Origin of the sequence: Salinihabitans flavidus, assembly GCF_900110425.1 — a bacterium.
Taxonomy (GTDB): domain Bacteria; phylum Pseudomonadota; class Alphaproteobacteria; order Rhodobacterales; family Rhodobacteraceae; genus Salinihabitans; species Salinihabitans flavidus.
In genome coordinates this window covers 1-5,399 of the sequence record NZ_FODS01000061.1, presented here as the reverse complement: position 1 = coordinate 5,399, position 5,399 = coordinate 1, and the positions used below count along the sequence as shown (strand labels likewise).

General features: G+C 55.0%; 5 protein-coding genes and 1 pseudogene. 3 read left to right on the top strand and 3 right to left on the bottom strand.

The window, feature by feature from the left end:
* The 3 genes from BMW66_RS19660 to BMW66_RS19650 all read left to right on the top strand — a co-directional run.
* The coding region (locus BMW66_RS19660; protein ID WP_139196255.1) for an integrase core domain-containing protein at positions 1-281 on the top strand (281 nt) is incomplete at its 5' end.
* Between the two features lie 418 nt (positions 282-699).
* Positions 700-1,458 carry a hypothetical protein gene (locus tag BMW66_RS19655; protein ID WP_093120857.1) on the top strand — a complete coding sequence of 253 codons (759 nt, stop codon included), beginning with the start codon at positions 700-702 and terminating at the stop codon, positions 1,456-1,458.
* A gap of 345 nt (positions 1,459-1,803) precedes the next feature.
* On the top strand, positions 1,804-3,351 hold the full coding sequence (locus BMW66_RS19650) for an RNA-directed DNA polymerase (RefSeq protein ID WP_093120856.1): 1,548 nt from the start codon (positions 1,804-1,806) through the stop codon (positions 3,349-3,351).
* Positions 3,352-3,970: 619 nt separating this feature from the next.
* Here the strand turns inward: BMW66_RS19650 and BMW66_RS19645 are convergent.
* From BMW66_RS19645 to BMW66_RS19635, 3 genes and pseudogenes are all read right to left on the bottom strand, one after another.
* On the bottom strand, positions 3,971-4,303 hold the full coding sequence (locus BMW66_RS19645) for a terminase small subunit (RefSeq protein ID WP_281242669.1): 333 nt from the start codon (positions 4,301-4,303) through the stop codon (positions 3,971-3,973).
* A 388-nt stretch (positions 4,304-4,691) separates the two neighbouring features.
* Positions 4,692-4,880 (bottom strand): annotated as a pseudogene (locus BMW66_RS19640) (transposase); the annotation flags it as partial.
* A gap of 258 nt (positions 4,881-5,138) precedes the next feature.
* Positions 5,139-5,399: integrase core domain-containing protein (locus tag BMW66_RS19635; protein ID WP_139196328.1), on the bottom strand; the 261-nt coding region annotated here is incomplete at its 5' end.

The window sequence follows — 5,399 nt, the reverse complement described above, 5'->3', positions numbered from 1 at the left end:
CGCCATTCCACCCGCAAACCCAGGGCAAAATAGAGCGATGGCATCAGACCATGAAGAATCGTGTTCTGCTGGAGAATTACTACCTGCCCGGTCATCTCGAGCGACAGATCGGGGACTTCGTCGACTACTACAATAACCAGCGCTACCACGAGAGCCTGAAAAACGTCACACCCGCTGACGTCTACTTTGGCCGGGACAAGGCCATTCTGAGAGAAAGGGAGAAGATCAAGAACCTGACGATCCGACAGCGCCGCTTGCAACATCAAAAACAAGCAGCATAATCAATCACACAACCGAACCAGAGCCTCCAATGTTCAAGCCACTCTGATGTCCCATTTTATATGACGACGGACAATACCTATTCGCTTCGGCTCGCTCGACTGTGCTGAACGTGGGACAGACGCCGGGGACCGCGCCACACTACAGATGCAGCAACTCGTCGATCGCAGGACCATCACCTGCTACCTCAACGGCAGAACGAGTTACGACCGCAAAATTGCTAGCTGCAGGCTGGAGGATGGGCGTGACCTCGGAAGCATCATGATTTCCCAAGGTTTTTGTACGCGATATTGGTAGCTGAACGAGGCGTACAGTAAGCGCTACAGCCACTTTTCTTGGGTTCAATCTCCCAGACCATCTCGCCGGCGCCTACCCAGGTGCAAAATCTCAGGGGTGGTGAACTCACACTGTGCGGACATCATGGAACTGCAGCGCGGTCTGTGGCAGCATCCTGGCATGATCGAATTCCCTACTCTCGCCGATGACCATCCCGACCTCGCGCATTCTCCGCTGCTTCGGGGGGCTCTCCTGACCCTGCAATATGCGCAAGAGAACGGATCAATCGGTCTGACCAAAACCAAGGCTTTCAAGCGCGTCTTCGTTCACTGGGCCGTCGAGCATTTCGACTGGCCGGGCAAAAGTGCAGAAGAGATGTTCCGCTACAACAAGGTGATCAATGAATATGAATTTCCCCCGCTCGAGGTTCTGCACTTCCTGCTGATTTCCCTGCGTCTGGGACGTCACTTCAAGGGGGAGTTTCGGCTGACCAAGCGTGGCACAGAGCTGGCGCAAGCCCCTGGACGCCTGTTTGCCGAGCTGATCCCATACTTTGTGCTGCGGATCGATCACGCCTCCTATGCGCGCTTCGACGACCACCCCTTCGGAAAATGGGACGTCTGGATGAACGTGATCAACGTGGAGGCCGATCATGGCACGACAGAGGCGGCCCTGTTCGAAACCTTCTACGGTGAGCCACAGGATTGGCACACCGCGGGGTGGCGAGAGATGGCCGCGTTCTCATCTTGCGTGCTGCGGCCACTCGAATGGGCGGGATTACTGATCGAGACCCGCGAAGGCGGCGCCGGGAAGCACGTGTGTCATGTATTTAAAACCCCGCTCTGGCGCACCGCGCTCAAATTTGACACCGACGACATGCTGCGACCAATGTCTTTTCAGTGAGGTGTTTTTAACCGCTACCAAGACGCGACACTGGTTGCGTATGATCGGCCCTTATCGGACCTTCTTACTCACCGAAGCGAATGACCGTCCCAATTGTTTCGCACGACCAATGCCTTCAACTGGCACCTCCCCCGGAACAGGATACGCTCCAGGGCTCGCCGCCTGTAAGGTCAAGATCAGCGGTGAAGAGTAAGGGGCCAGATCGGGTTTTGCTCTCACTCCGCCCGGCACCAGTATTTCGGGGCTGCGGAAGGCGGCGAGACGGACCAGACATCGAAGCAATAGACTCTTTGGCTTCAGGTCGATAGGCAATGAGTGATCGCGTCAAAATTTGCGGGTAATGCTATGCCGGGCCTCGACCGAGGGAAGATTTTGCAGATCGACCACGAGAGCGTTATCGCTCACGTGAAGACAGATATTCGCAGCGATTTCATCCTCGCTCCACACTACAACGCAGTTTTGAATCGTGCGGGCGATGACTTGTGGGATCAGCTCAAGCAGAAGCTGAGAGCAGGGACATACCAGCCGGAATTGCCGATTACTATGAGCGTTCCAAAAGAGAGGTTTTTTACGCGGCCGGGAAGCATCCTGAGGCCTGCAGATCGTTTCATGTATCAGGCCCTCATCGACGATATCATCGACCAGTTGGAAGAGGGGCTCGACCGTACCCGCTCCTTCAGCCATGTCCCTTCGGGGGAAGATAGTCACATGTTCCAACCTAACCACGAATGTTGGGAAGCCTTTCAGACCAGCGTCGCCGAAATTTGCGACATTAGCATCTTCCTTCTAAAGGCTGACATCGCGAATTACTTCGAGCGGCTACCCCAGCACCACCTCGTAAATCTAATGGCTGCGGCTGGCTGTGCTCCTGAAATTGTCAGTCTACTGGAGGAGATGATGCTGGCGTTCCGCGAGCGGAACGCGTTCGGCATCATACAGGGCGTGTATCCATCGGACGCGCTTGGTAACTTCTTCTTGTCCGATTTTGACGCATACTGCGATTTGGCTGAAGTCCCGTCTGCCCGTTATGTGGATGACATCTACATGGGTTTCGTATCGGAGGCCGAAGCGCGGAAGGGCCTCGGCAGCCTGATCGAAACGCTACGCAAGGACGGCCTGCATCTCAACGAATTCAAGTCGAAGATCGTGCCTGCCAGCGAGGTGATCCGGGAGGAAACTGCGATCGACCGCTTGTTCGATGAAATCCGTGAGGAGATTGAGGACGACGAAACCTACGAACGCGCCAGTCCGTACGGCTTCGAGGTCGAGTGGGAGGAGGAAGAGGATCATGAGGACGAGGAAGACGGCGAGGATCTTGAGAACGCCGCTGTCGAGAGCCTGATGGAGAACATCGGCGACTACCCGAACCAGGAGGATCAGATCGAAAAGTTCTGCCTGCCGATCCTACGATCCGCCCAATCTGACAGCGCGGTTGCGCATGTGCTGGGGAATATACGGGAAAAACCCCACCAGACGCGGCTGTACTTCTCCTACATTTCTACGTTCGTGCGGACCGAGCAGGATGTCGTCGACGCGCTTGAGGAGCTTGTAGCCGACGGCTCCGTGTCCGATTATCAGCGGATGTTCTTGCTGGCGGTGCTGTTGCGCGCCAGAACTGTCACACGGGCGACGGTGAACACAGCCCTTCAATGGCTCCAGAATCGGACCGTGGCGAAAGAGACGCGCGCCATGGCAGCAATTTTTGCCGCGAAGCACGGCGTAGCGCAGCAAAAGCGAACAGTGCGCACCTCTTACGAGGACGAGCCCTCCGATTACGTCCGAAGCGCGATCCTGTACTCTTCGAGGTATCTGACAGCAGTGGAAAAGAAGACCTGCAAGCGGGCTTGGGGTGGCCACAGTGAGATCAACGCGCTGATCGCGAAGGCAATCTGATAACATGTGCCCGTGTCGACGCTCAGATGTTTTCATGGGTGCAGTGTGGAGCGAGCGGCTGAGGCGAATAGCACGAAATGTCCGCTGAGCTGACATCTTCGCCGCGCTGCTCGCGAATGGCCGCAAACCGCCTATCGTGTAGAACGCAGGTGAGTCCGCGTCGCGGCAATCGGCAAGTTGCTCAAACTGGAGCCAACAGCGAACGTTCGATTTCTGTTCCATCTCACCGAATGCCTCCGACGTCGAAGTATTTAGGTGCGCGATTCGGAAAATTCATGGCGGTCAATGCCTTACAAGCTCTTCACCAAAACATCGCAGTCATTAGGTCCGGAGAGCATCGGCCCTGAGAGACCACTTTCACGCCTCCCAACATCCGAGCCAGTGTTCAGCTCCTCCCGCATAACCCTCGAAAACAACGAGAAAATTCGGCCGCGGCTGGATCGGGAGAACGCTTTCGCGGGGTAAGTGGCGGACCAGCAGGGATTCGAAATGTCAGTTTCGAGCATGCAGGTCACAGATTCTATGCGAAGCACGACTTGCACACCCGGCTTCAATTGGTTTGAGTGGCGCTAGGCCAACTGAGTTCAGCAAGCTGGGCTATGCCCGCGGCCTTTAACTGTTAGTGGGATACTCGTCTTAATTCACGGCTGATGATGTTGGCTTTGAATATCCCAACGGCGGCCCTTTCGAACTTGTAAACAAAAGTGGCGTCCTCGATGAGTTCTATCGCTTCGGCTAGGTCATCGCGGTTCTTTCGCCAATAGCGCCAAGCCTGTGTTGTGACGCCGAGGAAAATACAAAAGCTGGCGATTGTCATGGGGCGGTCCTTCCGCAGCGTGGCTCGCACAATGCCGTTCGTGGTCTTGAATATCTTGTCTTCGTACAGAGGGTTCTCCTCAACAAACTCCACATATGCGAAAAACCGATCCAAAAGCTGCTCAGGGCAGGCGATCTTGCGAGGCCTCCATGGAGGCCTCTTGCATTTGTTTTCTCTGTAAATGATGCTGTTACCTCGCGATTTAGGCTGCTGAAATTATGGCCCATCCTGCAAAATTGGGCAAGCGAAAGCCGAAAAAAAAGAAAACCGGCGCTGTGCCGAGTACTTTTTTGCTGTCAATTGGGGGTAATGCGTCTCGCAGGCCCGTTAGCTCAAACCCTTCCTCATAGCTCCGATCGTTCTGGGGTTCGCAGTCATCCTGTTGATATCCCATTCCCCGCTCGGCGGGCAGAAAAAAAATGGAAGGCTGATGCCTGCTATTTTGGCAGCTAGTTATAGATACCACTCATTTGTCTTGTTGGTTAACAACAAATTGACTACTTGAGATGGCTGCATATATGGCTACCATGCTGCGTCCACAAGGGAAGGCGCGATTGGGCGCCACGCCATTGCGGCGCGCGACGGCCAAGATGCTCTCCCTGCCGTCCAGCGTCTCCTCGACGATCCGCAGCTTTTCCGCGGAACTCCAGCGGCGTCGACGGCCACCATCCGTGATGATTTTAACTTCAGACATAAGCACGTGCTTAGGGATATGCCTAAGCCTCCTGGTTCAGGCCCAGGTGTCCGGTCGAAAATGTGGCAAGTTCAGACGGCAGCCAGCCCCTTAGGAGACTTAGACAAAGGGCGGGTTGATTTTTTGTTGCCTGCAGCCCAACCTTATGCCGGAATGGCGATTTCAGAGCGAACCTTTCAATGTCAAATACTGTTAGACTATTTTACTTTACCTGCGACCACTGGGCGGCTGATAATGTGAAGAAGCGCCGTTTGAAATTGTCCTTTCCTAACCTTGTTAACGATATCTGTCACATCCCGCGTGATTATACGGTCGTTTCTTGAAGATTTCTGGTTTCTGGCGATGCCAGTCCTTGAGCGCGTCGATGGGCGTTCGGCCCTTGAGCACTGATTGCGGGAGCTGGCCATTATAGAGCCGGACATAGCGAAGGATGGTCTGTTCCAGGTCTTCTCCGCTGCGGAACCGGTGGCTCTGCAGGACATCTTCGATCCGGCCGTTGAAGCGCTCCACCATTCCGTTGGTCTGTGGCCGCATCGG

Coding starts and splice junctions, on each gene's coding strand:
- BMW66_RS19655 (WP_093120857.1), top strand. CDS start 700: ATGGAACTGCAGCGCGGTCTGTGGCAGCATCCTGGCATGATCGAATTC.
- BMW66_RS19650 (WP_093120856.1), top strand. CDS start 1,804: ATGCCGGGCCTCGACCGAGGGAAGATTTTGCAGATCGACCACGAGAGC.